Source organism: Paenibacillus hamazuiensis, from assembly GCF_023276405.1.
In the GTDB taxonomy this organism is placed as follows: Bacteria; Bacillota; Bacilli; order Paenibacillales; family NBRC-103111; genus Paenibacillus_AF; species Paenibacillus_AF hamazuiensis.
This window is the reverse complement of sequence record NZ_JALRMO010000001.1, coordinates 7,891,900-7,917,779: the sequence shown is the minus strand read 5'-3', so window position 1 is coordinate 7,917,779 and position 25,880 is coordinate 7,891,900. Positions and strand designations below refer to the sequence as shown.

Below are 25,880 nucleotides of genomic sequence, written 5' to 3'. Positions count from 1 at the left end.
TGCCTGAATAGTTCGACTCGGACGTCGCCGGATTTACCATTCTTCCCCGGTTATGGGCTTGCGGCCGGCGAAGCCGTCATACAAACCGTGATAATGAGCGATATCCGGCTCGCCTTGCTTCCAGCAAAGCAGCACCTCTTCCCCGCGGATCAGCGCGGGAAAATCGACAAGGCCGTGGTCGACGTCCTTCAGTTCGATCCCTTTACGCTCGAGGTTCGCCACCCCGGTCTGGAACTGCATTTGGATGAATTCGAGCTCGCATTCGAGAGCAAAATAAGGATCGTTTTCCTGAGACTGTCCGCGGTTCCCATGACTCAGCTTCAAGTCCCGCAGCTCCATATATTTCGCTTCAAACTGGCGCTTGAGCTGCTGCAGCTCGTCCAGCTGTACGCGAACCATCGGCAGCAAGCTGCTCGCCTCCTGCAGCGTAAAATATTTTTTCCCCACGACCGTTCCCCCTTACCCGTGATGATGATCTTCATGTCCGTGCGGCTCTTGTCCGCCATGATGCTCATCCACATGAGTAACCGACAGCTCGGCGTAAAAGACGCCTTTAAGCACCTGCATTTGCTGCTGCAGCTCCCTTAAACGGCGGTAAACCCCGCGAACGACAATCACTTCGAGACATTGATGATGGTTCAAATGAATATGCAAAGTCGAGTTGATCTCATGATGAAACCGGTGCTGGAGCTCTGTCAGCGTCATCGGCAGCTCGCTGATGTGATGGTCGTAAACAAGCACGATCGTTCCGGCGACCTGCCGGCTCTCCTCAATGCGCCCCGGAGCCAGCAGCGCCTTGCGGATCAGATCGCGAACCGCCTCCGAACGGTTGTCGTAGCCTTGCTGGCCGATCATCTCGTCGAACTGGTCGATTAAGGATTGGGGCATCGATACGCCAAAACGAACCAACTGTTCCTTGTCTGCCATAGCTTCCTCCGCACAAGTCGATAATATTTTTAATGTAACATACTCGGCGCGAAAAACCCAAATCTTTTTAACATGGTCCCTCCCGCAAAAAAAAGCCTGCGAAAAATTTCTAAACGAAGTCCTTCCAAGGATGAGCGACCGCGGTTCACAGGAAAATCCGACGGTGGGCACATTACGTTAAAAAAGGCCGGCGCAACGCCGACCTCATCCTTCCAGCAAACGTTTTACGCGCGTCTCCAGCTCCACGACGGAAAACGGCTTGATCATGACATCGTCCGCACCGAATTCGATCCCCTTAGCCGCCTCTTCCTCTCTGGAACGCTCGGACATCATCAGCACCTTGATGCCGCGGTGGAGCGATCGTTCGCTTTTCAGCCTTTCCAGCACGTTAAACCCGTCGGAATCCGGCATCATGCGATCCAGTATGCACAGATCCGCAGTGGACGGAGATGTTGCATGCCGATAAGCGTCTTTGCCGCTTGCCGCCTCTACGATCTCGGCATCCAGCTGCTGCAGCCTTGAACCGAGAATCGAGCGGAGAATCGGATCGTTCCCTGCGATGACGATTTTTTTGCGGGCGACAGGCTGCTGGGGAGCGGGCTGAGCCTCTGCGGCATGCCGTTTTTCCTCATACATGACGACACGGTCGCGGCCTTGCTGCTTGGCGTCATACATCGCGGCATCGGCCTGGCGAATCCATTGATCCAGACTAAGTCCGTCACTCCAAGTGGACACTCCCGCGGAAAAAGTAATGTGAAAAGGTTTGCCTTCAACGTGCGCCACGGGATTTTCGTGAGCCATCTGCCGAATGCCTTCCATGAGCTTGACGGCATTCGCTCCGTCCGATCCCGGCAGCACGATGACGAATTCCTCCCCGCCGAAGCGCGCCAATAGGTCCGTTGCCCGCACATGGTTTTGCAGCAGATGGGCTAGTCCCTGCAGGACCAGATCGCCGATATGGTGCCCGTACGTATCGTTGACCGATTTGAACCGGTCGATATCGATAAAAACGATCGAAATCGCAGCCGGATACCGGCGCACCCGCTGCAGCTCCACCTGCACCTGATGGTCAAAGTAGCGGCGGTTGTATACGCCGGTCAGCGGGTCGCGAAACGCCAACTGCTCGAAATTTTTGGTCCGCCGCAGCAGGCTGAAAATCCGAGCGCTCAGCTCCTCGTATTCGAACGGCTTCGTCACGTAATCGTCGGCCCCCAGTTGAAAGCAGCGCACCTTATCCTGGACGTCATTCCGGCCGGAAATGACGATGAGCGGCACCCATTTCAGCGTAGGGTCTTCTTTCAAAAATGCGAACAGCTCGTATCCGAGCTCGGGATGCATCATCAAATCGAGGCTGATCAAATCGTAGTTGCGCTCGTACAGCAGTTGTTTGGCCGTCTCAACATCGGAAGCTTCGTCTACGGTATATCCGTCCAACACAAGCCGACGGGCCAAATAGCCGCGCAGCACATCGTCATCGTCGATAATAAGCAGGCGGGAACCGCTTAGCGGATTTTCCGCTGGCTGAGGCGCCCCCCCTGGCTCGGCCACTTCCATTTCCCGCTCGTACAGCTCTTTTTCCATCATCAGCTCGAGCATATGCTTCCGCCCGCTCCCGATGCTTTCGAAAAAACGTTCCGCCGTATCGCCACGGTCATCTTCCGCATCCGCGGCCCACTCCCACAGGCGCGCCAGCTTTTCGGCAGCCGCACCGATGCGGGTAAAACCGAAAATCGGAGCGCTCCCCTTCATCGAATGAACCATCCGGTATATCGTTTTGGCCGCATCCGGCCCCGGTTTCCCGGCAAGCAGCGGCTCCAACTGCTGCAGCTGCTTATTCAGCTCCCGCAAGTACAGCTTGCGGCTTTCCTGAAGAAGCTTCTTATCCTTGCGCGCAGGATCATCCATTGGGGATGCATTCATTTTTCTCACTCCACTATAGTCCATAATAATCCGTCAAGAACCGCGGGAATCGATAAGCTCCCGCACTGCATCCAAAAGCTGCAGCGGACTGAACGGCTTCACGATGTACTGCGTAACTCCGGCCGTCATAGCCCGCTCTCTGTCTTTGTCCAACGTCTTGGCCGTAAGCAGGATCACCGGAACATCCCGGTTCGGGTTATCGTGGTTACGCAGCCATTCGCATACTTCCACTCCCGTACGCTCCGGCATCATATAATCGAGAATAATCAAATCGTACTGCCGCTCCTGAAGATGGTTCAGCGCCTGCAGACCGTCCTCGGCCTCCGTGATCGCATAACCTTCCTCCGCAAGCGTTTCCGTAAGCAAAAATCGAAGCGCCAGCTCGTCGTCGGCCAGCAAAATGTGATGAATCGTCATGGACATCCCCTCGGCAATGCGCCAGTTTGTACCATTATACCATTCCTCCTTGCTTCCTTGTTACATAAAATAAGTAGAACGAGACAAAGGCGCAAAACGGAGCGGAATAGCGCCTAAGGGGTAAATCTTGGATATACCGGAACTTTTATGGTTTCTAAGACTTAAGAACTATGTTAAAATAAAATCAAGTATATAAGGAAAAATTTATAATTAAGTACTTTCGAGGATGAGCGCCTGCCATTTAATCCGATCGATTCGGCGCCACTCTTACCGGCAAAGGGGCTGACCCACATGGACAATATCGACCACCTCATTCGCAAGGTATCCAAATACGTGTCTTTCGGACAGCCTGTATCCCAAGGCTCTCTGGTGAGCCAGCGCATTTCCGATCCGCGCATTCCGATCCTCGCTTTTTATTTGGGCATTCAGCAAATGGAAGGTCAAAACGACTACTATCACGAAGTGTGGCTGAAAAAAGAAGGAACGTTCGCCATTACCGAAGCTTGGTACCGGGGATCCAACGTAACGCGAAAGCTGCTTATGGACAACCTGAACTTCGAGCAGCTGAAAAAGAATTTCGGCGACGACAACGCCAATAGCGTCGTTTTACGCATAACGGAGATTATCAAAAAGTCGGAAAAAACCGACTACTGGAGGCCTTCCAGGTAAACCGGATTCATCGAATAAGGCCCCTTCAATGAGGCCGTAAGGGTTCAGCTTTGCACAGCTCCCCGCCCTCTGCGGTATTCCCGCCACGATCCTTCCCGGATCCGCGGCAGCCCTCGGGAGTCGGTATAGACATATACCCAGCCTTCCTTCGATCCATCCTCAATATCCTGTACCCAAACCCGCTCATATTCGTTCGTTTCGCCGGGCCCGTAATAGCTTTCCAGCTCATCCATTTCGGCCAGCCCATCCGGCGTTACCGTCAGCCATTCCCCATCGATCCGGCTTCCTTCGGCATCAAGCACAAGGGCAGGATACGGCCCGACATCGTACAGTGTCCCGCGAATGGCCCCCGGCTTTACGGCATATACATAGGGCGCAGCGATGCGATGATTGCTCTCCCCCGTGAGCAGCGTCCCATAAACAAATACGTTCACCATCGTTTCTCCCCCAGGAGCACAGCCTAATTATGGTGCATATTATACTGTAACTGGGCATGCGGCTACAAGATCGGGGCGGGTTCGAAATTAACCGAAAATTTTTTCAAAAAAACACTTCTGCTTAGGCTGAATCATATGTTATAATCAAAACCAAGTAAATTTATAGGCTTTCTTAATGATTGTCGTGATTCTACAAAAAAAGTTCACGTCGAGGTGTACTCATGGATATTAAAATTGCCCTGATGGGGTTATTGGTCGGATTTATGGTCGGATTGACGGGGGTTGGCGGAGCTTCGTTGCTGACACCGATTTTGGTAATTATCGGCATCAATCCGAAAATCGCCGTTGCCACCGACCTGTTCTACAATTCGGTCACCAAGCTGTTCGGCAGCATCCAGCATATCCGGCAGAAGACGATCAACGTCAAGCTGGTGATTTATTTGGCCATCGGCAGCATTCCGAGCGCCATCGTGGCGATATTGCTGCTGCAGTTTTACAATCCGCTGGCCGGCCATCAAGACGAAATCATCAAGCATTCGCTCGGCTTCGTCCTTGTCCTCGTTGCGATTATTACGCTCGCCAAGCAATTTTTCGAACCGCTCGGAAAAACGAAACTGCAGGATAAACCGATCGAAGAAAAACGCGCCCTTACCATCGCCATCGGCGCCGTTCTCGGCTTTATCGTCGGCTTGACCTCCATCGGCTCCGGCTCGCTGTTCGCGATCGCCATGTTGTATTTGTACCGGCTTACCGCCGCCGAACTCGTCGGTACGGACATCGTGCATGCCTTCTTCCTCGTGTCGGCCGCCGGCCTGCTGCATGCGGGCCTCGGCAATATCGACTATATGCTGGCGCTCAACCTTCTCGTCGGTTCGGTGCCAGGCGTGCTTCTCGGCAGCAGCCTCTCGGCGAAAATGCCGGCAAAGCCGCTCCGCGCGATCATGGCGACACTGATTTTGATCAGCGGGTTGAAGTTGATTTGAGGAAGCCGCTTATGATAAAAAATTCGGATAACCCTCCCTTACAGCTATTATAGCTCCGGGAGGGTTATTTATTTTTTCTGGGGGAATATACAGGAAGGCTGCAAATAGGAGGAAGCGAAATGACATCGAAGCTTTCTTAGAAGATATCCGCAAAACAGGCCAGTTATTAACTTGCCGGCGTACAGTTTATCCCCTTACGAAATACGAATCGAAATCCACTTAGGCGTTGGGTGTCAGTTGCGGTTTTGACATGTTGCGAATAGACGCAGTTTCTTGTTTTATTTCTTCGTCTGCCGTGATTCTGCGGCCTATAAACGCAAAAAGTTGTATTATTTTGAGACTATGCCCGAAAAACAAGAGGAAATGGAAACAATAATACAAGTCATTGTGTTAATTTGGTTAAAATGACCCTGATTGGATCCGGATAAACCAAGTTTTTGGTATTATCGCCGCCGAACCGACTTTCCGGCGCAAGCAAGAACCCGCTCCGGCAGCGATGCGCCTAAAGCGGCCGGTGTATCCGGGGGCGAACTGCCGCCGGGTCCGTGAATTAAGGCTCAAAGGCGCGGACCGTTACGCCAGCGGCTTCTCGAGCAAGAACCCACTCCGGCGGCAGCGCGCCTAAAGCGGTCGGTGTACCCGGGGCGAGCTGCGCCGGTTCCGCGATTAAGGCTCGAAGGCGCGGACCGTTACGCCAGCGCTTCTCGGGCAAGAACCCGCTCCGGCGGCGATGCGCCTAATGCGGCCGGTGTATCCGGGGCGAGCTGCGCCGGTTCCGTGATTAAGGCTCGAAGGCGCGGACCGTTACGCCAGCGGCTTCTCGAGCAAGAACCCGCTCCCGCAGCGATGCGCCTAAAGCGGCCGGTTTATCCGGGGGCGAACTACCACCGGCTCCGCGAATTAAAGCTCGAAGGCGCGGACCGTTACTCCCGCGGCTTCTCGAGCAAGAACCAGCTCCGGCGGCAGCGCGCCTAAAGCGGCCGGTTTATCCGGGGGCGAGCTGCTTCCGGCTCCGTGATTAAGGCTCGAAGGCGCGGACCGTTACGCCAGCGGCTTCGAGCTCTTGGCGGATGCGCGCAGCGAACTCGAGCGCGTGCGGGCCGTCGCCGTGGATGCACAGCGTATCCGCGGCAACCACGATGTCGTGACCGTCCGTGGCGGTCACGCTGCGCTGCCGCGCGATGCGGACCGCCTGCCTGGCGGCGGCTTCCGCATCCGCGATCACCGCCCCGCGCTCGCTGCGTGGGGCCAGTGCGCCGTCCGGCCGGTAGGCCCGGTCGGCGAAAGCTTCGGCTGCGGCGCGCAGCCCGATCCGCGCCGCGGCGCGGATCAGCTCGCTGCCGGCGAGCCCGAACAGGACCAGCGCGGGATCGACGCGCTGGACCGCTTCGGCGATGGCGGCGGCCAGGGCCGGATCGGCCGCCGCCATGTTGTACAAGGCGCCGTGCGGCTTCACATGCCGCAGGGCCCCTCCTTCGGCGCGCACGAACGCCTGCAGCGCGCCGATCTGGTACACGGTCAGCTCGTACGCCTCGCCGGCCGTGATCTTCAGCTCCCGCCGGCCGAATCCGGCAAGGTCGGGCAGCCCGGGGTGGGCGCCGATCGCCACCCCGCGGTCCAGGCACAGCCGGACCGTGCGGCGCATGACGCCCGGGTCCCCGGCGTGGAAGCCGCAGGCGATGTTCGCGGAGCTGACGTAATCCAGCAGCCGCTCGTCCTGGCCGATGCGGTACGCGCCGAAGCTTTCGCCCATGTCGCTGTTGAGATCGATGCGAGGGGAGGATATGTCAGGTTGTATTGGATGGGATGTTTTTTGGGTTGCTTTTTCCATGCTTGCCGGCACCTCCAATGGATTCACACGTTCCATCATTAGTGCCAGTATAGCAAAAGTGCCGGTCATGTGACCAACCGTCGTGATGGAGTCAAAGCATTTTTACGAACGGTTGAAGGATTTTGTTACAAGGCTCAAATTCGGAGGACCGGCTTGTCCGACAAGCTCTAATCCTGCACGTCCTGCCCGGACGCTTTACGCAGTTCGTTGGCCAACCGATGAAACTCGGCTCTGGCCTCGTCATTTCTTGTCGCCTCGTATGCAGCCGCCAAAAAAGCGATCATTGCATTGGCATCATCCGCTGCCAGCATGTAATCAGCTCCTTCTTGTTCCAATTCGAAATACAATCGTTCCCATGGGAACTTCGGGCCGGGACAAAGCGGCTTTCCGACCGGATTGACCATGAAATGCCCAATGACGTGGTACCGGTCCAGTTCGAAATCTTGTCCCCACATTTCCCTGATAAAATACCGGATATACCGATGCAGCCATACCGACGAAGCAAATTGCTCCTCCGTCAAATCCCCGTCCGTCCCCTCGTGTTCGATCGATACGGAATACAAATTCGGGTTAATGCCGGGGTTGTCGCGAATGACCGGCAGTTCCGAGGCCGCGATATCTTTTGCCGATAATCCGTTGGCCCATGCCATTCTCCGAATATCGACATACTGATGGATTCGGCCGTCTTTCGCCACCCCAAAATGAGCCGAAGATGTCTGATTATCCGGACTGCGGAACCAGTTGTCCATGCTGCTCATTGATCCGGCGGAAATATGATTCACAATCACAAAAGGGATAAGTCCCTGTCTGTCGCTTGAATTCGTATGCTCGTTACCCATCCAAACGATTTCTCTATCGGCTGTCACGATTGTTCACCTTCCCCTTTGGTTTTAAGCACCGTGATGATTTGCTTTACCGTGTCGGGCAAAGGCAATCCCATTCTTCCGTAGTTCTCCGTGATGCTGATCAGTTCGTTTGCAAGATAAAAGCAAATCGCTCCCGTCATGATCCAGTCCACTTCCAGCAAAATATCCATCCGATGAGCGAGTACGACGATGAGCACCATGAACATTTTTCGGGCCAAGCCTTTAAAACCTACGTCGCTGCTCAACCCTTTGCGTTCCATGATCGATGCGCCGATGCCGCTGATATAATCGATAAAAATAGCGATGAGAAATAAAGCCAGCAATTCGTTCCACCTCCCAAAAGCATAGGATAAGCTGATGCCTACCCCAGCCGAGGTTAAATTTGTGATCGTTTGGTACATGATCTGTTCCTCCCTTCTGCTTTTGTTTATGAAAGCGCGTTCATCATGCGGTATCAAAAGCTGAGTAACACGGTGGCCATCTGCATTCGCGTAAAGTTCGATAGACTATCATTGATAGCATAGATTACGCATTCTCTTTTAGTTGGTTGATATGATACTCTAGATCGGCGATACGGTTTGACTGGTCATTAATCCGCTGCTGTAAATCGAACATCAGCTGTAAAACATAATCATCCTGTGAGACGGTTGCGCGACTTTCAAGCGATAACGCATCTTTTGGGAGCCCTCTTGCCATATGCTCAATCGTTTGCGGCTGTGACTTGCTTCGGAGCGTATCGATTTCTTCCGGTGATAGCCCCTCGGTCCATTCCCCCGCTTCAAAGTCGAAACGCGGCTTATATAGACCCGGTGGAACGGAGATGGCTACTTGGTAAGCTTCGAATATTTCGAGTGATGTATCTATTTGGCTCCCGGTCGTGTAATCCCTACTGCCGCTTAATTCGGATAAAGGAAAAACGCCCGAGACATGATCGTCTACGAGCGTTGGTTCGAGGTAAAATCCGTCTTTATCGACGATGATTGCTTCTTTCAAATTTTAACCTCCTTACACTTGATCAATAAAGAACGATATGTTCATAAGAGAAATAAATGTACTATCACCGGTTAAAATTCTTACTGCGCCATTAGGTGCAATATCAACGTTGCAAGCTACACCGTTTAAAGAAAGTCCCTGATCAGAGAATAGCTTCGTGGGTCTATATCCAGCAGGCAAATAAAATGCTGGAGTGGTGGCCCCTATACTTCCGTTTTTAATAACACCTGTTAAATAAACTTTGCCAAATTCATCTTTCATATAACCAATTTTAGGTCTATTCGAATCACCATAATCAACCCATCCATTCAACAAAGTTGGCGTAATCCACTGTCCCTGTACCTTCCGCGCTTTTGTTATTTCTAATGCGCCTACTCTCGCTTCAATATCAGTTTGGTTTAAGACGAGTATATCCAGAGTAGTCTTAATATTACTAGCATACTCGCCTAATACTTGAAGTACGTTACATGTAAGGCTGTATTGGTCAAGTGCAAGATAACTAACTTCGTACGAGGAATAGGAATCATATGCATAAATAGGAATATCCGCTTGACTGGTACCATAAGTGTAACCGGCATCAGTCCCTTTAACGACAGCTGGCGAAATCCTACCATTTGAATAAACTGAAATAATTTTGGAGGCCCGTTTACTTAAACGGTTAAAATCATAATCGTTTGGTATACCAATGTGCCCATCTACATAAGAGTTGTTAATTCTATAGGTACCCCCAGCAGTATAAATTTTGGGAATAGTCTTCTCCCTCACAATCACCCCATTGCCAATTTCGATCTGATTAATACCCTCATTCAGCGTTACACCCCCTTCATAGGCGATTTCTTCACTTGTCGGCGTGGCAAGCTGGTATTGAAGCTTGTAGCCACTTCCGGTTCCATCCAAACCCGTGCTTGACTTACTTGTTGGAAGAGATGTAACGCCTTGCCATCCGGCAACTTTATCATATCTTGCCCAAGCCTTATTTAATCCGTCAGTTCTGTTATAAGTTGACGTTGGCGTTATGCCAGCGGATGAATCATACATCTTCCATCCATAAAAATAAGCCTGGATCTCTTCAGGTGATGGCCGATAATTGTCCCCCCAACCCGTGTCATTATTGTTCAAATCGAGGTATATGTTTCGGTCACTCCATAAAATAAATCTGTCGTAGACATTTGTCGCAATTGCGGTTTCTCCTAAGTTCGCCATAACTTTGCCGTCATATTTAGCAAGCACAGCCGTCCCAGGGGTATTGATAGAATTAATGATCGGAGCACCAACACGTTTGACCCCTGCGAGCATGTCGTTAAACTTCCACGGCAGATCTCCTGATAAATCCATTGTTTTAAACCTTGATAATTTAAAATACTTGCCGTCCCTTTTGCTCAGCGTATCATATACCGCCCCATCAATAGATGAAGAGAGACACAGATTCGGATAAATTAAATAGTCATCGTTCCTCGGTTTGAATGGTTTTATAAATGCACCAACGTTCAATCTTATCTTGTCAAATGTGTATGTCCCAGCAAAACTAGCAGTCAAACAATAAATTGCAATAGACGCTGTGTTACTTGTTGTTGTAAATGTAAGTGACCCCGACGCATTACCTTGACTAAAACCATAATTATCTGATATGGCATTCCCGTTTACATCATATAATAAATAATTAATTCTCGTTTCATCTGATGGGGAAGAAATCAATGCTGACAGTGTATATTGTGTATTTGGCAAAACAGGAATTTTCACTGATGTAGAATAATCAACAACACCTGCGGGAACCATTATATTCAATTTGTATGGTTCAATGATGGTCGCGTACTGACTAATTGTCCACTCGCTGAAAGGGGGAACCAGGTTCTCGCCATATTTATAGACATAGGGATTTGTGATAGATTTCATATCATCAACATATGGGTATTTTGCTACAATCCATTGATTTGTTGAGTTTACTGTAAATGTTCCGACTGGTAGCAAATCATATTCCACCGAGGGTATTTCATAAACACGCACACTGTCTACAATCAATTTTTGGCCTGTTGCATTCGCTCGAATAAACGGACTCATTGAGACTGTTAGATCTGTTGCAGATGTGAACTTCCTGCCTACAATCTTTAGGGTTCCATCCATAGGAACTTCATACGTTAGTAGTCCTGGGAAGTCAATTCCGGCACTTACCGTTGACGCGCTCTTTAATGAAGCTATACTTACATAGCATTTTCCAGCTTTAAATGAGTATTGTTTCTTTGTTACAGCACTCGCAAAAGATGAGGTACTAGACGTAACTGCAAGTGCATATATACCGTCTGTCAAAGCTGGAACAGTAGCAATTGTGGCTTGATATACGTCAAAAGTAGAAGTAGTGTCACAATTCCCATCCCGCCCAAGCAAATTAACCAGCGTTCTCCCCTTAATGCTGATATTCTCCAATGGAGCCGTCCTCGTCGCGGTGACAACCTGCTGCCCGTAACCTAACGTCACCTGCGTCGGTGCCGGGGACGTGCCTACGTAGCTGTCAACATAGGACGTTGTCGCCGCATCCGTCAGTCCCGCTCCGGAAATCGTCGTCGGCTTACCTGTCAATTCGTTCCAATCCACATTCCCCCACACTGCACTGTTTGCCGTTGCACCAGCTTTCAACACTTTGCCTGCGTTTGTAGTCCCGGTAGCCGGAACGTGGGAGTTGCCATCGCCGGACGGATGGGTATAAACCGTAACGTCGCTGCCATCCACCTGCACTTTGCCATTATTGGAAGAAGCGGATGTTCTGTTCGCCCCGTTGGAAATCCCGTCCAATTTGGCCTTATCCGTCCCCGTCATAAAACCCGCTGCCCCGCCGGCAACTGCGTTGGCATGAGCGGTTCCGCCTGCACCTGCATGCGCATCCAGCAAATCTTTCACCATCTGGGCCGAGCCGCTGACCTGCCCGCGCAGGTCAGTCGTTGAAATCGTCCCCAGCGTCGCCCCTGTGCCGATCTTCCAAAGCATCACTGCTCCATCGACTTCAGCCCCGGTCGTATTATGCGTAAAGCTCCCGTCGCTCTTCAAGTAAACGTAATAAGTCGTATTCGCTGCCGGAGAAACAATCGAATACACCGTATCCTCGGTTTTACTCACAATCGTCTGCAAAAAATCGGCCACACCGGGACCGAGCGTAACGTCAATTTTACTTGGAGAGCTGACGTAAACGACGCTTTTAAGCAAAAACGGCTCCCTAACCGCCATCTGATCGAGTTGGTCCCAGATTTTATTAAACGCAGCCCGGCTTACGATTTCATCGCCATACGGCTTTGGAATGCCCAGTTTGGCTGTATTTTTCGGCATTTAAGAAATCACCTCCATTGTGTTCCCCAACATGTTTAAAGCGTTAAATTCGTTCTAAGTCCAGTTTTCGGTGGCCGGATCTACCCCGTATGGATCCATAGACCTGCCACGCTGTCAACAAGAACACCAGTCACATAATCCCGCCGCCATCAAAACCAACAATACCTTGAGCACGTTGTCCTCCCCTCCGACATATGGGCATCAAAATAGCCCCGCATCAGCGAGGCTTTATTTTGATGTGTTTTCATTCCTGCATTTGTCTGAATTCGAATCGGACTTGCGTTCGGATCAGTTGCCGGTATCAGTTCAATGCAACCTAGAGTACAGCCCTGAGTATAGCAGCGTAATGATTTGAATGGCTACCCCGGTACCTGGTTTAAGATTATTTACTCTTATCGGCAGTACATTGTAATATCCAGTCCCGAAAAAAAGATTCGAGACTTACTTATCCAAGTGTGGTCCAACTATATGACTGTCTAATGTTAACACCACTAGGCTTAGTTTCTTGAAAAGTAAAACCATCTGAAGTTGGTGATATAGTGTAACTTGAGTTACTCGATTGTCCTGATGGACTTAACTGATAATACAACCATCTCAAGCTAGCAACTGAGACACCGTATTCATTATATACGACAATGTATATTGCTTTAGGCTGATACGGTAATCCAGTGACATTAAATGATACAGAAGTAACACCTGTTATAAGTGCTGTGGATCCCCTCCGCTCCATTGTATCCAATGTACCTGCTACCCCAAACATGGATACATTTTTGAGTATATTCCCGGGCTGCAGGTTAGGTTCTCCTATGATGCGACCACCACTATAATAACCGGCACCAAGCCATTGATCATACGTAGTTGGATTCCATGTAGGTGCTCCGTTGTTAGGCATCGTACCTTGCACTCCGGCAATCCATGTGCCCGTCAAAACTCTGTCAGTCGGAACGGATACCCCTGCGACATAACCTGATCCATTATGGTAACCCGCCGGAATGCCTTGGTTTGACGTGCTCGGAGTTATCACAACGGAGCCCTGGTTAGGCATTGTGCCGGCGACTCCTGCGATGGTTGTACCATATAGGACACTTGCAGCCGGCACATTAACACCTGCTACATAACCCGATCCATTATGGTAACCTGCTGAAATTGTCTGGTTCGATGAGCTAGGAGTAATTACCGTAGCACCACGGTTGGGCATTGTCCCTGTTTGCCCCGCAATGGTTGTACCGACAAGCACATTCGCGACCGGCACCGACACTGCGGAAACAGTCCCCCCAGAGGTGTATCCAGCCGGAATTGATTGGGCGTTACCGCTCGGCGTATAGTTTAGCGCCCCATTGTTAGGCATTGTCCCAGTTGCTCCTGTTGTTGTAGCGTTACTGAACGTCTTGCCTGCCAGCACATCACCCGTCCCGGCGTTGCCTGTCGCCAGTTGGATGCTGCTAATCTTCGACGATAATTGAGCAAAGGTATCGCTGCCGGATGCCGGTACCCCTTTGCCAGTAATGGCGGCAGCGATTGCTTTTTTACCGTCACTGGCATACTGAAAAAGCTCATTGATTGCTGCGACCACGTTATTTTTAGCCGTGGTGAGTAGCGAGGAGAGAGTACCTACCGCCCCATCTAGTTGGGCTTTTGTCGCAACGTCGCTGGCAACTTTAGTCGCCGTTACAGCCCCATTTGCGAGCTTGGCGGTCGTAACCGATCCATCGGGATGATCAAGCACCGCAGCCGTTTTATGCACGTTCATGTCATTGTCTGTCGCGTATTGCGGATGTGGGTCACTTGCATTCGTATGAGCCGACATCGCGCTATCGACGGTATCTTTACGGGCAATGTCATCGGCAGCGGAAGGCGCAGCCACCTTTGCCCTACCGTTCGTATCGCGCTGCATGATGGTACTCTCTGTTGCCGCCGAAGTTGCCCCGTGTACTCCGCTTGTCGCGGCGACGTGGCTATCTAAATCTGTTTTCCTGGCCGCATTCTGATCTATTGTATCTACCAAAGCGTTATGTGCTTGTCTTGTTACATTCTCGTTGCCTAACGGCCGCGGTAGGTTAAGCCTTGGTGTATAGTCGGGCATGATCAACACCATTCCTTTCTTTTTTTATTTTGTTCCGCCGTTTGTTTCGTGAAAGATACTTGCGGAACGGGCATGTCTGGTTGAGTCAGTCCCATTAGTTTACATACCTCCTATGATGACATTAACATGTATCTGATTATCACTTGTTATCGTACCCTGTTCGGGGTCATCCGAATAAATTCGAACGCTGCCGGATACAGAGTTAGCCCCGAAAGTTACATTAACTAATTTCATTTTTACTTCTGTTCCTGCATTTTGCCCTTCACTCCGTAACCATAGACTTTCCGCTATATCCTTAAAAGCTGTTGCGGTAGCTTTTATGTATAGAGGTGAAGTAATACCACGGTTATCTAAATTTTGTATTAACACAAAATTTGGAGCAAAAGCAACGTTGAAACTAAAAGCATAATCAGCTTGTTTAGTTGTATAGGAACTAAGCGTTAATATGACATTTTGGTTACTTGTGTTGTATTGAATTGCCCCACCACCACCGCCCGATCCGGTTCCCATAATCAAAGCGCCCTTCACATACGCTGTTTTTCCTGCTAGAATGTCAGCAGCCGTTGCCGTAGCATCGCTGGTAAACGTCCCGTTTACATTAAAAATTTTTACCCCTGCTGCAATGTTTGAGGGGGTTAAATTCTGGTCACCTTTTACGGTTCCGCCCCTGATATAACCTAAAGGTAATGGCCAGTCGGAATTAGATGGTACAATGTCCCCTAAAAATCCAATATCCGTAATAGCTCCTGATTTTTGTGCAAAGCTTCCTTTTGACGTAAACGTTGCGGTTTCTACTACTTGCCCAATATTTGCGTTTCCCTGTGGAGGGATAATACTTCCCATATTTAAAAAATTCATGACGGCATCACCCTCTCAATAGGATTTATATAGAGTGTTTGCGTGCCGCTCAGAGATACTACATCAAACGAAGCCAATCCAATGGTATCCACTTGACCGGGAATGAGTTTCATAATAATTTGTCCGCCAATAAGAATATGAATGTTCTGTGTATTTGAAGGGTCAGACTGTACTCTATACCCAATTGCTCCTGTAACGTTAACTGTCTGTGATGTCGTCGTCACGGACTTGTTGCTAGACTGACCGGGTATAAACCGCTCATACGGCATATCCATGATTATAGTTTTTATAGTATCTTTTGGAGTAACTCCATCGGCCCCATAAATCACCACGGGGACGAAAAAATTTTTTTCATCTGCAGTCGGTCTAACCGCTCCGGCCTTACCGTTCGAATCGGTCGGAAATGTAAAAGACATGGTTGATTATCCTCCTTACAGGGCAGTGGAAAATTCTTGTTGAAAAATAGTTTAATAGAAAAATAACCCAATCAGGCGAGTTTACGATATCCTTAAGGTTCTCAAGCCAGAAAAGAGATCGGATCGCAGAAAGAGTTATTCTGTTTATTACTTGATTTCGCCGCGATTGACCAACCATAAAATAGTGTGCTTATTCAACTCCTCTCAGTGGAATACCAGTCTCCGGAATGGAAGTACCGCGGAAAACTTCGATTTGGTCCCATGTTAAACGGATTTCGTCAAGCGCATCCCACGTCCATCTCATATAGTCCAGCTCGTTCCAAATAAAGTAAGTAAACAAGTACTCTACCGATAGATGCGCCGGTTTAATATCGTCGATTAGCTTTTTTAAATCGTTGAGATTGGACGGGATGCCGCGCGTATCGATAAACTTGATATAAAACTTGTATTCATCCAGCTTTTCCACGACATCCACGGTCCCGCCGTCAAAAGCCTCGGCCACGTTTTTAATTTGAGCGACTGTCACCGTACCGGTGCCGCGAAGCTTGGAGATAATGACCGAACGCCGCTCAGCGTAAGGCTTCTGGGGATTCGTCGGAATCGCCAGCTCGCTTTCCCACCGGTCCAGCCCCCAAGTTGCGGATTCCACAAAATGTTGATCAAACACGCTTTCCGAGGCCGTGAACAAAGCATCGAACTCCAAGCCCTCCGTGCTCATAAGCTCTTTCATTTCATATGAATTATCGTAATACCACGGCAAATACCGCATCAATAAATCCAAACGGCTCATGTGAGCACCACCGTCCCCATAACGGCTACGTTCCCATCTTCAATTTGGATATTGCCGGTTCCGCCGTTAACCGTCAGGTTAGAATAATCGAGTACACCCGGGGTATCCAGAATCAAATTTGCAATTCTTGCATAGCGTACCCACGGATCTTCAAAAGCAAGCGATACGAGATATTGCTGTAAAGCCTTTTCAAATACCGCTGATGCTTGCTGTAAATCCGTACCGGCAGTAACGGTCAGTTTGGCGGAAACATCTATAGGAACTTCACCGGCTGCTTCCACCGTAACCTGCGCTCCGATCGGGCGAACGCTCTCGATGTACTCCGCAACTTCGCCGATCACAGCAGGACTTGGCGCCGTCATATCCGTTCCGAGCAGGGCCACCTTTACGGAGAGCGGACCGTTCCATTCAGGGAAAGCCTTCGCTTTACCGACCCCGGGGTTGTTTCGCGCCCAAACTTCATATTGATAGCGGTTCCCGCCTGTAACCGGCTTCGTTACTTTCTGTTGATACCTGTCCAACAAAGACGCATCCGATTCCTTCTCTTCGCCGGGAATAAGGATTTCGGTCAGTTCCCCTCGCGCCAGACCGTCGATATAGTCGATAGGCAGCAAAGTTCCCACCTGCTGATTGCCGATATTCCCCGCCGTCTCGCATTCCATCACGAATTGACCGGCTGCAATCTGTTCAACGGCAACGAAGGTGACGCTTGAAATCGAAAACCTTTTGCCTATCGGAATATTGAACGGTCTGTTGCCGGCATCATAGAACAACCCTTTCAGCTTGGCCTTGGTCGCCGGCTTACGGGTGATCCCCGACCATGCGATGCAGCGATCCAAATATTCTCCACTTGAAGTACCGGCAAAAGACAGGTTGATGTTGGTATCCAGCTCCGCATAAAGCTGCGCAAGCTCAAGTGCTGCCGGTGCCAATGCATCATAGATGATGCTGCCTTCGCGTTTGTCGATATCCGAAGGAATACGCGCAAGCATTCTTTGAAGAATTACTTGATAGGTCTGATTCTCATACATACTAAACCTCCTTGGCTATTTGGAAGCTTCCATAAGTCGATACAACCGTAAATTGGACGACCGCTTCTTCGCCTTCGCTCGAGATTTGCACATTTTCGATCGCTTTAATCCTGTCATCCTGAAGCAGCGCCTCTTGAATCCGATTCGTAATCTTCGAGTTAAAAAATAGCGGGTCGCTTCCCAAAATATCCTTGAACTCGAATCCATAATTCGAGCTGTAAATCAAATATTGGAATCGTTCGGTTTCAAGGATTTTATAGACCGCTTGTTTGACCGCATCGAGTCCGTCCACCCTGCCGCGAATTCGCCCCGTTTTTATATCGAAGCGGTACGTCTTGCTCGGTCCGTTAACCACTTTTTGTGAGTTTGTGCTTGATAAAATACCTCCTTGGGGTATCATACGTTCACCAACTTGTCCAGTATAATGAATTGCTGACCTCCCTGAACGCGAAGCAGCAGCAATTTATCCCCCGTCTCCAAACCTTTTCGGATGACTACCGGTTCGGTCAGGGCTTCTTCCGTTACTCCATCCTTATAAGAATGGCTGTGTTTCAAGTCCACTGTAAAAGGAGTTAGTTGCTCAGGAATGACTAAAAAATCCTCTGAAAGAATTAAGCGCTGGTCGATACTCACTTCCAATGGATTCGTTTGAGTCACGGTTCCGAACATGATCGCCACCGGATTTCCAGCTTCCACCGCTCCGACTCCCGCTTGTTTAATTATTTCCAAAAGTCTCATATCGGATCATCACCTACCCGGATATCCATCAAATCCAAGGACATCGTATGGATCGCCCCCTCGAACTTATGCGTGCATTCGTTCACCAAAAAACGCTGGTTAATTCCGAGCTCGTCGATGCTGATTGAAATATAACAGCCTGCACGGACTCTCGCGTCTCCTAAAGCTTCGATTTGAAACGAGCGCTCCACTCTATTCTTCAGCCTGATCAAATTTTTCAGTGTTTGAATAATTTGCGCTTCGTTCATTTTTTCGTCGAATTCCCGATATTCCTGGAGCAGCCCCCATTGTACGATGTGGCTGTCTTCTTGGGAAATATAATGCTTGTCCTTTCCCTCTTGCTTGCTTTTTTGCACGAGTAGTACCCGGTTGAAGGAGTTTTCGATGGAGCGTTTTTGCTTATAGTCATACACCAAGCTGGCATCTCCAAGCGAAATGTTGACCGTCATATCCTTGGCATCGCGCAAAGACAGCCGCCCAAAATCGTCATAGAAAATGTAATTTACCGTGGTTGCGATAAGCGTCTTGTTTAAGGCTTTGCAGATGATATCCAGCAGTTTTGCATTCAATTCCAGCATGGAAGGAATTTTGTATCCCGTATCGGCAAGATAGCCGACTTTTAATTTGAAGTCTTCGGCAATCCGCTGAATGATCTCCGTTACCGATTTATCTTCAAACTTATAGGAATAGTTAAATAACAAATAACGGGTTTGGTCGTACGCCGTTACCCGTACATCTTCAGCTCTTCCGCCATCCACAGCGAAAACATAACCAAAAAAAAGGTTTTGCCCATCTTTTTTGACTCTGACGATGTTGCCGACATCGAGATTAAAATCGCGGTCTTCATATAATCCGCCTTTGATAAAGGTGAATTCGATGCTGGAAGGCTTGCCGATCTTGCTCGTTTTATAAGTTACCTCCGAAACAATATTGGATATATCCCATAAATTCCCTTTTTTGTCGTTGATTATGATTTCAAGCATGTGTACCTCCCTAATTCTGAGGTATTTTCAGATACTTACCTGCCGGCAAATGTTTCGCTTCCGCATCCGTGAGGCCGTTCAGATCCTGAATCTCCTTGCTGCGGCTGTCATCTCCGAGCAGCATTAAAGCCAATGTGGAAAGATTCATGCCTTCCGGGAGGGAGTATGTTTCCGGTCGAATTCTGCCATCCGGACGTCCGGGAGGTTGTTGAATCAATATCAATTGGCCGTTTTCATCCCTGGTTTCCGTTATTTTTCTTGCCGAGTAGAAAACGTACTCCTTGAGCGTTAAGCTGTACTCAATATCGCCGGGAGAACCTGCAACCTCTTTCCATTCAAATTTTTCTATGGATGCAGGGATGTTGATGTCGCGAACGTCATTTGATGTCAGCTTCGAGGTCGCCATGTTATAAATAAACCGGATAGGTCGTCGGCTTTCCTGCCACTTTCGAATCAGCAGCACATATTGCATCGGGGCTTTCACATCGTTAGTTACAACATACGGAGGATAAGGCTTTTCTGTAAGAAACGGAAAAAAGCTGCTGAAGTTGATCTCTTTGAGCCTCGGATTCTGAATCACATTGATCTCGCCTGCTCTCGTCTCCTGCGTGCCTCCGCCGATGCCGACGATATTGTAGGTTTTACCCTGCCCTTCCTCGCGGACTTCGATGGAATCCGGGTTTACCGGAATTCGAAATCCTTCGGCATAATTGTTGAAGCTAAGCTCGATACCATAATGTTCAATCAATAGGAATACACCCCTTGCGCGGAATTAGCGAGGGTCGCCTCCATCGCTTCTTCGATTCTTTTGATCATCGCATCGATATCGGCGCCTTGATGTATGTCCCCTGTAGATACTTGCACCGTAGGCGTCAACGTAACGAAATTTTGGATGCTTTGAATTTCCGCCAAATCCCGCATGACATCCAGATCTTCGCTGGAAACATCCACGGTATCATCGATTTTGCCCACAGTGTCTACACGTCCTATGTTTGCAGGGGGCTGCTTGGCGTTCCAATTCCCGAAGATACTGTTAAAATCCATATTGCCGCTTCCATTTTTAACGGCGTTGATGGCAATGTCGGAAAACTTAAGACCTTGGCCGAAAGCTTCGGTTACATTCTTTTGAGGCATCCGGTACTTGGATAAATCGCGTACATCTTCATTTGTAGTTGGCTTAAATTGGTCCAAAAACTTGGTGTCTAACGATTCAATGTCAACGTCAATTTTTAGACCCGTTATTGAGTTTATTTTACTGATCAGCCAATTAAGTCCTTTGTCTATGCTTTTAATGAAGTTGATAAAGAATTCAACCATTCCTTTAACAAGATCAAATATAAGCTTTTTGATGGCATACACCGGATCGTTGAACATATTTGCAAAAAACTCGACAAATGCGACAAGCCAGTTCCAAAATACGGCGATTACATTTTGCAAATAAGCAAACAAGGCGAAAAACGCTCCCGACACGAAGCCGACAATTTGTTGGGTGGATACTCCAAAATCATTTAAGACGGCAATAAGTAAAGCTACAATGGCAATGACGGCAAATACAGGCCACACCGCGATAATCCAGGAACCGAGCCAAATTGCGGCAACGACAGCCGCTATAATGCCAACGGCCAACAACACGTTCTGTAATGCTACTAAGTGATTCATAATGAAGCCGACAACTGTTGACGCTGCGTTGCCAATAGCATATAAAGCAACCTGCAGACCTGTAAAGAAAGGTTTGAATTTCCCTTCGTCAAATGCTTGATTAAGCACGGTAATCAGCGGCAGGAGAGATTGTAAGGCCATCCCCCCGGAATCGGCCAACGCGGACTTGAATTTTCCGCTCAATTGGTCTAATTGTTTTGTAGGGGTGCTGAGCATCTTGTCAAAAGCTTCTTTCCCCATGCCCTGTTTTGCCAAAAGCTCATCGAACGCTTTTAAAAACCCATCCATATTACCTGATTTACCAAGTTCACCAAGATTCAATTTCTCTATTTCGCTCTCAGGAATACTAAATTTCTCGGCAAGTGAAGAGGTATCGCCGGAAAATGCTTCTTTTACCGCCGAAACCGCTTCTTCGTACCCGCTGCCGGAGCTGTCGAAGGCATGAAGCCGCTGCGCAAAATCATTAAGCTTGGTTAATTGATCCGTGTTTTTGGTTACCGACAAAAGTGATAAAGATCCTTCCAGCGCTTCTTTGACTTCGGTACCCGTTTTAAGTGCATCGGCTTTAAACTTCTCAAACATCGCCGATCCGACCTCGGCATCCCCTGTTTTTGCTATAAACATATCTTTTAGCTTCTGATATTCCATGGCTCCGCCAATGGTTGCTTCGCCGAGCTTCTGGATAGTCTCCATACCTCCGAAAGCTTCTCCTACAGACTTTGCTTTTTCCAAGAACCCCTCGGATTTTTCATTGGCTCCTATTGCTTCGGAAACTGCTCCTGTAGCAGCGGAACTATTAGCCGGTCCTGGTTGGTTTCCTCCGAATAATTGTTTAATTCGGCCCGCGGCGACAGCCAGTCTTGCCACATTCAAAGCAACCTGAACGATAACCGGAAGCCTCCTCAAAAAGACTCGAATCGTCCTTCCTACTCGGCCCAGGCTGCTCGTATTTACCGCTGCACCTACATTCATCTGGACAGGGACACTGAGCTGCTGCTGCAGCTTTTGAGCCGTCTTGGTAGTTGCATTCATACTTGTTCGAGCTTTCGCCAAAGTTTGGGAAAACCGGTCAAAGAGCCTTAATGTTGCGCTGATTGTTGCCAAATATTTACCCTCCTTTCCTAAAATAACGATGTTTTGACACTTCAATAAAAACGGGAAAGGCAGGAGCCTCCTCCACAACTTAGGGACAAGCTCTCTGCCCTTCCCGTAACTACTTTCCCCAAATTACCTCGACTTCTTCGCGCGATGCTGCTTTTCCGTCTCCACGCGAATATCAATCATCGCATAAATGACGGCGCGCTCGCGCTTCGACATCTTCAGCAAATCTTGGGGTAAAATTTTTAGCTCATGGAGGGCGTAGTAAGCATAGTTAGCCTCACCGTCGCCCCCTTTAATCAGTTTTTTACGTCATCGACAAGCTCGTTGATATCCTGATCGAACCCGTTAAGCTCCTGTACCTTTTGAATAAGGGTCGTATACTCCCCGGGGAGCAGCATTTTCCGCAGAAGGTTTTCTGCGCCGAGGACCCCGTAGGAACTTTGAAGTTCGGCATCCTTAAGGTTAGGGAAAACGACACTCGCGACAACCAGGCGGGCGATATATTCCTCGGAGTTCGTCTCCGGAACATACATCCCGTTTTTACCTTTTACTCGGCGCGTAGCCGCCTTGCGGCACTCCTCGTTTTCCGCTTCGGTCATGCTCCGAAGTTTCCAGGGAACCGGCTGTCCCTGCTCATCCTTGAACCGTTCGGAGACGACAACCTCTTCCGTAATGTCGATGGCTGCGTTTTGCGCATAGAAAACACGTAAGTCGCTCATAGATACTCCTCACCTATTAAATAATTTTTGTAAAGTTATCTTTAATTTCGACATCGTCATAAGTGAACGACACTTCTTCTTCAAGAGCATCCGAATCGGTGTCAAGCGAAGCCATGATCACGCTGTCCAGATTGACGTTTTTCAAAATCACCGTTTGTTTGCCGATGCTCGACGAAGGATCTTCGTTCACAACCTGAATGTCAAAGAAGGCGTCCTTCCCCGTCGTGATGTAGTCATGCATCATTTTCCGGAACTTGGTCGTCACATAGTAAATCGTCATAGTTCCGGTGCCTTTCCATCCCTTCGGCTTATACTGAGTGCCGCGCTTACCAAGCGTTTTGATCTCGGCCTTGTCCTTTTCGGCCTTTGCCTCCAGTTTCTTGACGTAGAACATTTCTTCCCTTTGACTTCCGATAATCATAAAAGCCTTGCCCTCTTGACCACTGATCGTATCTCTCGCCTGTAAAAATGCCATATTACTTCACCTTCACTTTCGTATATACTTTTTCAATCGAATCCACTGGCTGAACGCTTACTTCCACGTACACGCTGTCGGAATCTTCGCCCGGCAGAACGACAACATCCGTTTCCGAATTTACATTTTGAACGGCATTGATGTTTTGAAGAGACTTGAGGTACGTAATGTATTCGTTCCAAAGCGTGCTTCGGCCGTCGGCATCGTTATCGACTTTGCCGTTGTAATACAGATCGAAAATGTTTTTGAAATCTACAGCGATGCCGTCAAGCACGCGGATCACGCGGTTTTTGGAAAACATTTTGCCCTTGGCCGGGCTAAAGCTTTTGAAAGAATTGATGTCCTGCTCGACGATAGCCCGGTTGTTGTTTTGAACGAAAACAAATTCCCCGTTCAGCAGCGCAGCTTCAATTTGAGAGTTCGTATACCGGATATCCACGTCAACCGCATCATCGTACGCTTGGTAGGTAAGAGATTGGTTCACCTGGGCTGCAGCCGTCGCAGCAGCCACCCAAACAGTAGCTTTAACGGAGTCAATGATCGTGCCGTCCGACAATTTTACACCGTTTTTGACGCTGATGATCCCTTCATAGTCCGCTGCAGGATAGTTTTCCACGACAACCTGAACCTTTCTTCCCTCGCTGTCGCGCAAACGCTCCACAAAAGATTTATACAACGATTTAAGCGTCGCATCGTTCGAGACGAGCGCCATCGTTTGAAACTCAAACACTTCAATGGCGGTTAAATAATCCATATGATCCTGGTTGGTCACCGTACCGTTGGCACCTCCGGTTAACGGAGCGCCGGCTGTAGTCGTAAGCGTGCCTGCACCGCTGAAATCGACCCAATCGTTATTAGCGAGTTCGTCAATGCCGGACACTGTTTGAGAGTCGACTTCTTCGCCCGAAAGCAACGTTTTTACATCGAACTTGGAATTGTCATCCAAATTGGTCTGGACTACAATCGAAAGATCGTTGCCTCTGGTTCCGCCATATTTAGCGGTTGCTGTCAGGTTGGAAACAGCAACCGTAGCTTTCGTTCCCGTGTTCAGACGATAAAGCAGCAACGTTTTTGCCCTTTTCAGCGCTTCCCTCACCAGCAAAATTTGGGGATTCGAAATATCGTAGCCCAAGACAGCGCTCGTATCGTCACCGGCGCTGATCGTCATCACTTTTTTGGAATCGCCCCAGCTAAGCGGCAAGCCCATCGTGACAACGCCGCGTTCACCCGCCGTGCCGGCAGGACCTCCCTCACCTACAAAATTAATATACATACCGGGACGAACTTTATTTTGAATGGTCCATGTTCCACCAGCCATTTATTTCACCAATCCTTTCTGAAACTTATGAATAATTGTCTCGACTTGCTCCGTCGTATAGTACTCGCCGTTTTGAAGAAGGGCGTTTAGCGCATCCTTTTCTACAGACGAAAACTGATTGGACGCCAAAAACTGTTGTTTTGTAAACACAGGAGCATCGTCCTGCGATTTAGGCTTATTTTCTTTAGACATTGTGAAGTTTCTCCTCCTGTTTCAAGTGCATCATTTTGGGGGACGGCAGCTTATCTTTTATGAGATAAACGTCAAAATTGACGAAAAAATGAAGAACTTGATCCATGATTTCAAACTTTATATCGCTGCTTCGAATAGAAGAGCCCGAATAAGGTACAAATTCCAACTGATCGAATAATCGCTCGCCCATGATCTCGCAATCCGTTCTTTTCTGGGACGAATTCCCATCGGGAATGAACTGAATTTCAAATGCGTAGGTCCGTTTGTACCTTCCGCCCGTCTCCCGGCTCTGAACGCCGTTTAAGGTAAATAGGAAGAAACAAGGCTTTTGAAATTCCTGCAATTCGTCCGTGTATATCGAAATTCCCGGTTCCATCTCCGACAGACGCTGCGCAATACCATTTTTGATATCGCTGTTTGTCATATTCACCATCCCAAATGCTGCTTAATAAATCGATTTGCTTTATTTTCCACCACTGCGGCCATCTCGTTTTCCAACTCCCGAAGCGATTGGAAATCCGCACCTTGATATTTTATCTCCACCGTATAGAAGCCGGCCTTTCTTTGAATAGGTCCGGCTGTCCAGCCGCTGTGGTCTTTAGGTGTCTTCTTTATAACTTTTGCCCTCAATCTGGAAGCAAGCTCATCCAAACAATCCTCAAAAAAGCGAGGTGTAGCAGCATGCATGTTATCGAGCTTTTGCCCCAAAGCATTGAAATCTTTAAATTCAAAATCGCCAAATTTGCTCATAGGCCTTCCCGCTCTGAATGAATTCTTGTTAAACGAAACGTGAATACCACTATAAAGCGTACTTACCTATCGTTCAAAACCGGACCCGCACGCCGGTCCGGCATCGTCACGCTGCCGCGCATCGCCCGTTCACCTCCCGTTCAATTCGGCTGAAGCCGCTTGGTTCGCGCCGATTCCTTGATGCAGACCGGCTTCATGCAAAACTGCACGCTGCCCTCCCACCGTCCCCAAATGCAGGAAGCGCATTTGCGCGGCGGCATCAGCTTCGGCTCGTCGCCGCCGGCGAGTCGAGAACTCATCCTGCCCCACCTCCTTCCGCCAAAGCTTGCTTTACGGAAACAAAAAGAGCCGCCCTGCGGCAGCTCCCTGTCCACCCCGGGTTTAACCGGGTTGTTTATTGTTCCTGACT

The 25,880-nt window shown here is 49.1% G+C and carries 29 protein-coding genes; 2 read left to right on the top strand and 27 right to left on the bottom strand.

Annotated elements, in window-relative coordinates; genetic code table 11:
- Positions 1–33 precede the first annotated feature (33 nt).
- From MYS68_RS34980 to MYS68_RS34965, 4 genes are all read right to left on the bottom strand, one after another.
- Positions 34–447, bottom strand: coding sequence for a DUF2203 domain-containing protein (locus MYS68_RS34980; RefSeq protein ID WP_248930158.1), 414 nt, complete (start codon positions 445–447; stop codon positions 34–36).
- A 12-nt stretch (positions 448–459) separates the two neighbouring features.
- Positions 460–927: a nickel-responsive transcriptional regulator NikR gene (nikR, locus tag MYS68_RS34975; protein WP_248930157.1), complete on the bottom strand. Its 468-nt coding sequence runs from the start codon at positions 925–927 to the stop codon at positions 460–462.
- Positions 928–1,131: 204 nt separating this feature from the next.
- Positions 1,132–2,847: a diguanylate cyclase gene (locus MYS68_RS34970; protein ID WP_248930156.1), complete on the bottom strand. Its 1,716-nt coding sequence runs from the start codon at positions 2,845–2,847 to the stop codon at positions 1,132–1,134.
- 33 nt (positions 2,848–2,880) lie between these two features.
- Positions 2,881–3,264 carry a response regulator gene (locus MYS68_RS34965; RefSeq protein ID WP_248930155.1) on the bottom strand — a complete coding sequence of 128 codons (384 nt, stop codon included), beginning with the start codon at positions 3,262–3,264 and terminating at the stop codon, positions 2,881–2,883.
- A gap of 291 nt (positions 3,265–3,555) precedes the next feature.
- On the opposite strand from MYS68_RS34965, the gene MYS68_RS34960 reads away from it, so the two are divergent.
- Positions 3,556–3,933, top strand: coding sequence for a hypothetical protein (locus tag MYS68_RS34960; RefSeq protein WP_248930154.1), 378 nt, complete (start codon positions 3,556–3,558; stop codon positions 3,931–3,933).
- A 44-nt stretch (positions 3,934–3,977) separates the two neighbouring features.
- Here MYS68_RS34960 and MYS68_RS34955 read toward each other — a convergent pair whose 3' ends face one another.
- On the bottom strand, positions 3,978–4,370 hold the full coding sequence (locus tag MYS68_RS34955; RefSeq protein ID WP_248930153.1) for a gamma-glutamylcyclotransferase family protein: 393 nt from the start codon (positions 4,368–4,370) through the stop codon (positions 3,978–3,980).
- A gap of 221 nt (positions 4,371–4,591) precedes the next feature.
- Between MYS68_RS34955 and MYS68_RS34950 the strand changes: the two genes are divergently transcribed.
- Positions 4,592–5,353: a sulfite exporter TauE/SafE family protein gene (locus MYS68_RS34950; RefSeq protein WP_248930152.1), complete on the top strand. Its 762-nt coding sequence runs from the start codon at positions 4,592–4,594 to the stop codon at positions 5,351–5,353.
- Positions 5,354–6,371: 1,018 nt separating this feature from the next.
- Here the strand turns inward: MYS68_RS34950 and MYS68_RS34945 are convergent.
- The 22 genes from MYS68_RS34945 to MYS68_RS34840 all read right to left on the bottom strand — a co-directional run bounded on the left by MYS68_RS34945 (position 6,372) and on the right by MYS68_RS34840 (position 25,770).
- Positions 6,372–7,184, bottom strand: coding sequence for a LamB/YcsF family protein (locus MYS68_RS34945; protein ID WP_248930151.1), 813 nt, complete (start codon positions 7,182–7,184; stop codon positions 6,372–6,374).
- Between the two features lie 167 nt (positions 7,185–7,351).
- Positions 7,352–8,050 carry an N-acetylmuramoyl-L-alanine amidase gene (locus MYS68_RS34940; RefSeq protein ID WP_248930150.1) on the bottom strand — a complete coding sequence of 233 codons (699 nt, stop codon included), beginning with the start codon at positions 8,048–8,050 and terminating at the stop codon, positions 7,352–7,354.
- A complete protein-coding gene (locus MYS68_RS34935; RefSeq protein ID WP_248930149.1) occupies positions 8,047–8,451 on the bottom strand; it encodes a phage holin family protein in 405 nt (134 codons plus the stop codon). The genes MYS68_RS34940 and MYS68_RS34935 overlap by 4 nt, the downstream gene beginning before the upstream one ends.
- Positions 8,452–8,575: 124 nt before the next feature.
- The gene (locus MYS68_RS34930; RefSeq protein ID WP_248930148.1) at positions 8,576–9,043 is read right to left on the bottom strand and encodes a hypothetical protein; all 468 of its coding nucleotides are present in this window, start codon (positions 9,041–9,043) and stop codon (positions 8,576–8,578) included.
- A 12-nt stretch (positions 9,044–9,055) separates the two neighbouring features.
- Positions 9,056–12,358 carry a hypothetical protein gene (locus tag MYS68_RS34925; RefSeq protein ID WP_248930147.1) on the bottom strand — a complete coding sequence of 1,101 codons (3,303 nt, stop codon included), beginning with the start codon at positions 12,356–12,358 and terminating at the stop codon, positions 9,056–9,058.
- A gap of 445 nt (positions 12,359–12,803) precedes the next feature.
- Positions 12,804–14,252: a hypothetical protein gene (locus tag MYS68_RS34920; RefSeq protein ID WP_248930146.1), complete on the bottom strand. Its 1,449-nt coding sequence runs from the start codon at positions 14,250–14,252 to the stop codon at positions 12,804–12,806.
- A 288-nt stretch (positions 14,253–14,540) separates the two neighbouring features.
- Positions 14,541–15,299 (bottom strand): hypothetical protein, encoded by a 759-nt coding sequence (locus tag MYS68_RS34915; protein WP_248930145.1) that lies wholly within the window; start codon positions 15,297–15,299, stop codon positions 14,541–14,543.
- A complete protein-coding gene (locus MYS68_RS34910; RefSeq protein ID WP_248930144.1) occupies positions 15,296–15,715 on the bottom strand; it encodes a hypothetical protein in 420 nt (139 codons plus the stop codon). Before MYS68_RS34910 ends, MYS68_RS34915 begins: the two co-directional genes overlap by 4 nt.
- A gap of 190 nt (positions 15,716–15,905) precedes the next feature.
- A complete protein-coding gene (locus tag MYS68_RS34905; RefSeq protein ID WP_248930143.1) occupies positions 15,906–16,505 on the bottom strand; it encodes a YmfQ family protein in 600 nt (199 codons plus the stop codon).
- On the bottom strand, positions 16,502–17,536 hold the full coding sequence (locus MYS68_RS34900; RefSeq protein ID WP_248930142.1) for a baseplate J/gp47 family protein: 1,035 nt from the start codon (positions 17,534–17,536) through the stop codon (positions 16,502–16,504). Before MYS68_RS34900 ends, MYS68_RS34905 begins: the two co-directional genes overlap by 4 nt.
- A gap of 1 nt (position 17,537) precedes the next feature.
- Positions 17,538–17,936 carry a DUF2634 domain-containing protein gene (locus tag MYS68_RS34895; RefSeq protein ID WP_248930141.1) on the bottom strand — a complete coding sequence of 133 codons (399 nt, stop codon included), beginning with the start codon at positions 17,934–17,936 and terminating at the stop codon, positions 17,538–17,540.
- Positions 17,933–18,274 carry a DUF2577 domain-containing protein gene (locus MYS68_RS34890; protein ID WP_248930140.1) on the bottom strand — a complete coding sequence of 114 codons (342 nt, stop codon included), beginning with the start codon at positions 18,272–18,274 and terminating at the stop codon, positions 17,933–17,935. The genes MYS68_RS34895 and MYS68_RS34890 overlap by 4 nt, the downstream gene beginning before the upstream one ends.
- Positions 18,271–19,257, bottom strand: coding sequence for an XkdQ/YqbQ family protein (locus MYS68_RS34885; protein ID WP_248930139.1), 987 nt, complete (start codon positions 19,255–19,257; stop codon positions 18,271–18,273). The genes MYS68_RS34890 and MYS68_RS34885 overlap by 4 nt, the downstream gene beginning before the upstream one ends.
- Before the next feature lie 10 nt (positions 19,258–19,267).
- Entirely contained in the window at positions 19,268–20,005 is a 738-nt protein-coding gene (locus MYS68_RS34880; RefSeq protein ID WP_248930138.1) for a peptidoglycan-binding protein LysM, read from the bottom strand.
- Complete coding sequence (locus MYS68_RS34875) at positions 20,002–22,020, bottom strand: phage tail family protein (protein WP_248930137.1); 2,019 nt, start codon at positions 22,018–22,020, stop codon at positions 20,002–20,004. Before MYS68_RS34875 ends, MYS68_RS34880 begins: the two co-directional genes overlap by 4 nt.
- A gap of 293 nt (positions 22,021–22,313) precedes the next feature.
- Positions 22,314–22,736 carry a phage tail assembly chaperone gene (locus tag MYS68_RS34870; RefSeq protein ID WP_248930136.1) on the bottom strand — a complete coding sequence of 141 codons (423 nt, stop codon included), beginning with the start codon at positions 22,734–22,736 and terminating at the stop codon, positions 22,314–22,316.
- 16 nt (positions 22,737–22,752) lie between these two features.
- On the bottom strand, positions 22,753–23,211 hold the full coding sequence (locus tag MYS68_RS34865) for a phage tail tube protein (RefSeq protein WP_248930135.1): 459 nt from the start codon (positions 23,209–23,211) through the stop codon (positions 22,753–22,755).
- 1 nt (position 23,212) lies between these two features.
- Entirely contained in the window at positions 23,213–24,529 is a 1,317-nt protein-coding gene (locus tag MYS68_RS34860; protein ID WP_248930134.1) for a phage tail sheath family protein, read from the bottom strand.
- Positions 24,530–24,721 carry a hypothetical protein gene (locus MYS68_RS34855; protein ID WP_248930133.1) on the bottom strand — a complete coding sequence of 64 codons (192 nt, stop codon included), beginning with the start codon at positions 24,719–24,721 and terminating at the stop codon, positions 24,530–24,532.
- Positions 24,714–25,145: a phage tail terminator family protein gene (locus MYS68_RS34850; protein WP_248930132.1), complete on the bottom strand. Its 432-nt coding sequence runs from the start codon at positions 25,143–25,145 to the stop codon at positions 24,714–24,716. The genes MYS68_RS34855 and MYS68_RS34850 overlap by 8 nt, the downstream gene beginning before the upstream one ends.
- Before the next feature lie 2 nt (positions 25,146–25,147).
- Positions 25,148–25,471, bottom strand: a complete 324-nt coding sequence (locus tag MYS68_RS34845) for an HK97 gp10 family phage protein (protein WP_248930131.1) — start codon at positions 25,469–25,471, stop codon at positions 25,148–25,150.
- A gap of 140 nt (positions 25,472–25,611) precedes the next feature.
- Positions 25,612–25,770 (bottom strand): hypothetical protein, encoded by a 159-nt coding sequence (locus tag MYS68_RS34840; protein WP_248930130.1) that lies wholly within the window; start codon positions 25,768–25,770, stop codon positions 25,612–25,614.
- Between the last annotated feature and the right edge of the window lie 110 nt (positions 25,771–25,880).

Excerpts from the sequence above, each read along its gene's own strand:
- nikR (WP_248930157.1), bottom strand. The coding sequence starts at position 927 with ATGGCAGACAAGGAACAGTTGGTTCGTTTTGGCGTATCGATGCCCCAA.
- MYS68_RS34970 (WP_248930156.1), bottom strand. The coding sequence starts at position 2,847 with ATGAATGCATCCCCAATGGATGATCCTGCGCGCAAGGATAAGAAGCTT.
- MYS68_RS34965 (WP_248930155.1), bottom strand. The coding sequence starts at position 3,264 with ATGACGATTCATCACATTTTGCTGGCCGACGACGAGCTGGCGCTTCGA.
- MYS68_RS34960 (WP_248930154.1), top strand. The coding sequence starts at position 3,556 with ATGGACAATATCGACCACCTCATTCGCAAGGTATCCAAATACGTGTCT.
- MYS68_RS34955 (WP_248930153.1), bottom strand. The coding sequence starts at position 4,370 with ATGGTGAACGTATTTGTTTATGGGACGCTGCTCACGGGGGAGAGCAAT.
- MYS68_RS34950 (WP_248930152.1), top strand. The coding sequence starts at position 4,592 with ATGGATATTAAAATTGCCCTGATGGGGTTATTGGTCGGATTTATGGTC.
- MYS68_RS34945 (WP_248930151.1), bottom strand. The coding sequence starts at position 7,184 with ATGGAAAAAGCAACCCAAAAAACATCCCATCCAATACAACCTGACATA.
- MYS68_RS34935 (WP_248930149.1), bottom strand. The coding sequence starts at position 8,451 with ATGTACCAAACGATCACAAATTTAACCTCGGCTGGGGTAGGCATCAGC.
- MYS68_RS34925 (WP_248930147.1), bottom strand. The coding sequence starts at position 12,358 with ATGCCGAAAAATACAGCCAAACTGGGCATTCCAAAGCCGTATGGCGAT.
- MYS68_RS34920 (WP_248930146.1), bottom strand. The coding sequence starts at position 14,252 with ATGCAGCGCGATACGAACGGTAGGGCAAAGGTGGCTGCGCCTTCCGCT.
- MYS68_RS34915 (WP_248930145.1), bottom strand. The coding sequence starts at position 15,299 with ATGAATTTTTTAAATATGGGAAGTATTATCCCTCCACAGGGAAACGCA.
- MYS68_RS34910 (WP_248930144.1), bottom strand. The coding sequence starts at position 15,715 with ATGTCTTTTACATTTCCGACCGATTCGAACGGTAAGGCCGGAGCGGTT.
- MYS68_RS34905 (WP_248930143.1), bottom strand. The coding sequence starts at position 16,505 with ATGAGCCGTTTGGATTTATTGATGCGGTATTTGCCGTGGTATTACGAT.
- MYS68_RS34900 (WP_248930142.1), bottom strand. The coding sequence starts at position 17,536 with ATGTATGAGAATCAGACCTATCAAGTAATTCTTCAAAGAATGCTTGCG.
- MYS68_RS34895 (WP_248930141.1), bottom strand. The coding sequence starts at position 17,936 with ATGATACCCCAAGGAGGTATTTTATCAAGCACAAACTCACAAAAAGTG.
- MYS68_RS34890 (WP_248930140.1), bottom strand. The coding sequence starts at position 18,274 with ATGAGACTTTTGGAAATAATTAAACAAGCGGGAGTCGGAGCGGTGGAA.
- MYS68_RS34885 (WP_248930139.1), bottom strand. The coding sequence starts at position 19,257 with ATGCTTGAAATCATAATCAACGACAAAAAAGGGAATTTATGGGATATA.
- MYS68_RS34870 (WP_248930136.1), bottom strand. The coding sequence starts at position 22,736 with ATGAGCGACTTACGTGTTTTCTATGCGCAAAACGCAGCCATCGACATT.
- MYS68_RS34865 (WP_248930135.1), bottom strand. The coding sequence starts at position 23,211 with ATGGCATTTTTACAGGCGAGAGATACGATCAGTGGTCAAGAGGGCAAG.
- MYS68_RS34860 (WP_248930134.1), bottom strand. The coding sequence starts at position 24,529 with ATGGCTGGTGGAACATGGACCATTCAAAATAAAGTTCGTCCCGGTATG.
- MYS68_RS34855 (WP_248930133.1), bottom strand. The coding sequence starts at position 24,721 with ATGTCTAAAGAAAATAAGCCTAAATCGCAGGACGATGCTCCTGTGTTT.
- MYS68_RS34850 (WP_248930132.1), bottom strand. The coding sequence starts at position 25,145 with ATGACAAACAGCGATATCAAAAATGGTATTGCGCAGCGTCTGTCGGAG.
- MYS68_RS34845 (WP_248930131.1), bottom strand. The coding sequence starts at position 25,471 with ATGAGCAAATTTGGCGATTTTGAATTTAAAGATTTCAATGCTTTGGGG.
- MYS68_RS34840 (WP_248930130.1), bottom strand. The coding sequence starts at position 25,770 with ATGAGTTCTCGACTCGCCGGCGGCGACGAGCCGAAGCTGATGCCGCCG.